We start from the raw sequence: 3,415 nt of genomic DNA on the forward strand, positions 1-3,415 counted from the left end.
AGCCGCGAGAACGCGTCGTACTGCGCGGGCAGCACCTGGCCCGCCTGCAGCGCGCCATTGACGAGCCCCAGCTGCCGATACAGCGGCTCGAACAACCGGGAGAGCGGGTTGCTCGACGCCACGCTGCGGTTGTTCAGCTGCGCGGCCAGTTGCCGGACTGCCAGGAAGTGTTCCTCGACGATATGTTCCGGCAGCAGCACGGTGCGGTAGTGCTGGCCGCTCAGTTCGCCGACGATCTGGCGACGCCCCTTCTCGAAGCGGTATTTCTGGCGATCGATCCAGCTGTCGATGTTGCCTTCGTCGCTCGCGCCGGTCAGGGTCGTCTCGCGCGCCGCGAAGCGCAGCAGGCTCGCGAGCGGCGATTGCGAATCCATCATCGCCGCCGCCAGCTGCGACGCATCGTCGAGGCCCGTGACGCTGCGCACCGTCACGTCGTTGAGGAAGTTCTGCCAGCCGGCGATGTAGTCCTGCAGGAACTGCGCGCGGGTGGAATCCGCGAGCTTCTGCACCACGCCGTCGATCTGGAAGCTGTTGCCGTGCAAGGTCTCGTCGCGCAGCACCCAGCTTTCCTCTTCGAGCATCGCGCGCGCGGCCTTGTCGAGGCGCGGCAGGAACACGTCCGTGTAGCCCGCCCGCGTGAACCAGCCCGATACCGCGACGTCGGTCGCCGGGACGTCGCTGCGCATGCGCAGGCTCATCGCCGATTCGAAGCCGGCCGCGCGCGACAGCGAGATGTCGTTGACCGACGCCGGCAAGCCTTGCGCATGGATGTGCTGCAGCACGCGCGTCACGATCGGGATCTGCGCGGCCCGCACGCGCGCCGCGCGCACCAGGTTCGCGTCCTCCGGCGTGCCCGGCAGCTTCGGCAGCTCCATCAACGCGCGCACGTGCGCGAGCAGCGCGCGCCGGTCGTCGTCGCCGTATTGCTGCCCGCCGGACAGGCTGTCCCACCGGCTGCTCAGCCAGCGCTCGACATCGGTCGCGTTGCGCCGATCGGGCCGGCACAGCATCAGGTAGACCTTGAGCGTCTGGTAGACGTCGCCGGGCGCGCCGTCCGACTGCGCGACCAGCACGCGCCGCACCTCGTTGTACAACTCCGGCATCAGCATCTTCTGCAACTGCCGGTGATAAGTGTCGCGCGCCGCGGCGGCGACCAAGCCATGCTCGAAGTACGGCGTCGCCAGCCCGCGCCCGGCGTCTTCCGCCTGTTCCTGCGCATAGCGCATGTGGCTCGCCACGTCGAGCAGCGGTGCGCCGCCGTCCGGGCCGTACGACATATCGGCCTGCGCCAGGCGTTTTGCCTCGCTGAACTGCGCGCCGACGTCGTCGAGATAGTTGCTCTCCGCGACATAGCCCCAGCCGAACCACATCAGCAAGCCAAGCGCGAGGACGGGCAGCGCGACCCAGCGCAGCAGGTGCCCGACCCGGCCGCGCCACGAACGCACGCCGCTCGGCCGCACCGCGTCGCGTTCGAGCGCGACCTGCCGGAACAGCGGCGCCCACAGCTCGCCGAGCGGCCGGGTCTGCGCGGGCAGCCCGGGCGCCGCCCCGCCCGGCTGGGCCACCGCCAGCTCCGCCATCGAGCCCATCCAGACGCCGCGCAGACGCGCGGCCGAATGCGCCTCGCCGGGCGCGATCGCGATCTGCAGCCACACCAGCAGCGCCTTGTGCAGCTGGCTCAGCGTCTCGACGAAACGCAGCTGCGCGTAGTTCGCGCCGACCTCGGTCGCCGCCGGCGCGGCGAACAGCACCTGCTGCTGGACCCGCTGCTGCAGGTGCTGCAACGCCCCCTGCCAGCTCGCGCCCGCTTCGGCGGCCGTCTCGCCGAGCGCCTGCTCGGGCAGGCAGAAACCCATCCCGCTGGCCCAGCGGCCCGCGTCCACCAGCGACAGCATCGAGACCGCGCCGTCGAGCCGGTCCACGCCGTTCAGCGCGACATAGACCTGCGCCTGCTCTCCGAACACCTCATGCAGTTCCGCCAGCCGGCGATGCACGACATCGGCGAGGCGCTTGCGCGCCTCCAGCGGCGCATCGACCATCGACGCGCTGTCGACGCACAACACCACGCCGTTCACCGCCGCCCCGCCGCGCAGGCGACGCATCCCCTGCAACAACCGCTTCCAGGTATCGAGCGCCGTCTCGTCGAAGCCGTCGCGCAGGTTCCAGCGCCCGCCGATGTCGAACCAGACCGCGTCGCTCGCGATGCGGAAGTTGAAGTCGTCGCCGCGGCTGTTCAGCGGCTCGACCGCGAGGGCCCGCTCGCCTTCGGAGCCGGCCGCGTTCACCGCCTTCGCGACCAGGTTCGTCTTGCCGCTGCCTTCCGCGCCCATCACCAGATACCAGGGCAGCAGGGTCCGGTGCTGGCGGCGCAGCGCGCCAGTCAAGCGATCCCAGCGGCCGTGCGGCTCGCGCTGCCAGCGCGCCTTCAACTGGCGATCCAGATCGCGCAGGCGCTCGTCGATGAAATCGGCGCGCGCCGCCGGCTGCGGCGTGCGCACCCGGCGCGGGCTCATCGCGAGCCTCACCCACAGTCGCGCAAGCGCCGGCCACAGGCCCCAGACGAGCACCGCCGCCACCAGCACCTCGCGCACCCAGAGCGGCGCGAACGGCCGGTAGATGCCCAGCGCGAACAGCGGGCCCACCCACCAGATCAGGACCGCGATCAGGATCGCGACAAGAACCCTCAGGCTGGTTCGTATCATGGTTGTTTATCCTCCGTTGCATACGGCGATTGGCCGTCCGGGGCGATCGCCACGCCCTCCGGGGTCGCGGGGCGCGCGTCGGCATCCGCCGTGCGCCGGCCGCCCGCCGGAATCACCTTCCACAGCACGTCCACGCGCCGGTTCCGTTCGTAGGCGGCCGGCGTCGGCGCCTGATCGATCGGCTGCGTGTCGCCGCGCCCGGAAAACGCGATGTTCCGCTGCACGGCGTTCCCGGGCGCCTGCGCGCCGCCCGGCAGCGCGGTCCGGCGCAGCTCGTCGGCGACGGTGCGCGCACGGGCTTCCGAGAGCGCCTGGTTGTTCGCAAACTCACTCGTGCTGATCGGCTGACGGTCGGTATGGCCGATCACCTCCAGGTCGCCCGGCCACGGCGCGAACGCCGCGCCGAGCCGCTCGATGTTGTGTTTGAAATCGGCGCGCATCTGCGCCTTGCCGACATCGAACGCGCCGTCGCTGCGGAACACCAGCACCCAGCCTTCCGGACGCTTGTACGCCGTGAGCCAGCCCTCGGACAGCAGCTGCGGCAGCGGCGGCGGCAGCGTTTCCGCGAGATTGATGGTGCGGGTCGGCGGCATCCAGGCCGCGAGCGCATGGCGGATCGGCCCGCCCTGTATATCAAGCACGGCGCTGACGATGCCGTAGGTCAACAGCACCGCGCCCAGCGCCGCCGCGCCTGCGCGCATCGGCGTCCACCA

Annotated in this window: 2 protein-coding genes; both read right to left on the minus strand. The window is 71.0% G+C overall.

Going from position 1 to position 3,415, the window contains the following annotated elements; translation table 11 throughout:
* On the minus strand, positions 1-2,702 hold a 2,702-nt coding region (tssM, locus tag AC1RQF_RS33165), incomplete at its 3' end, for a type VI secretion system membrane subunit TssM (RefSeq protein WP_492874350.1).
* The coding region (locus AC1RQF_RS33170) for an OmpA family protein (RefSeq protein WP_492874352.1) at positions 2,699-3,415 on the minus strand (717 nt) is incomplete at its 5' end. The genes AC1RQF_RS33170 and tssM, both read right to left, overlap by 4 nt.

It is taken from the genome of Burkholderia sp. GW821-FHT14F03 (assembly GCF_058803765.1).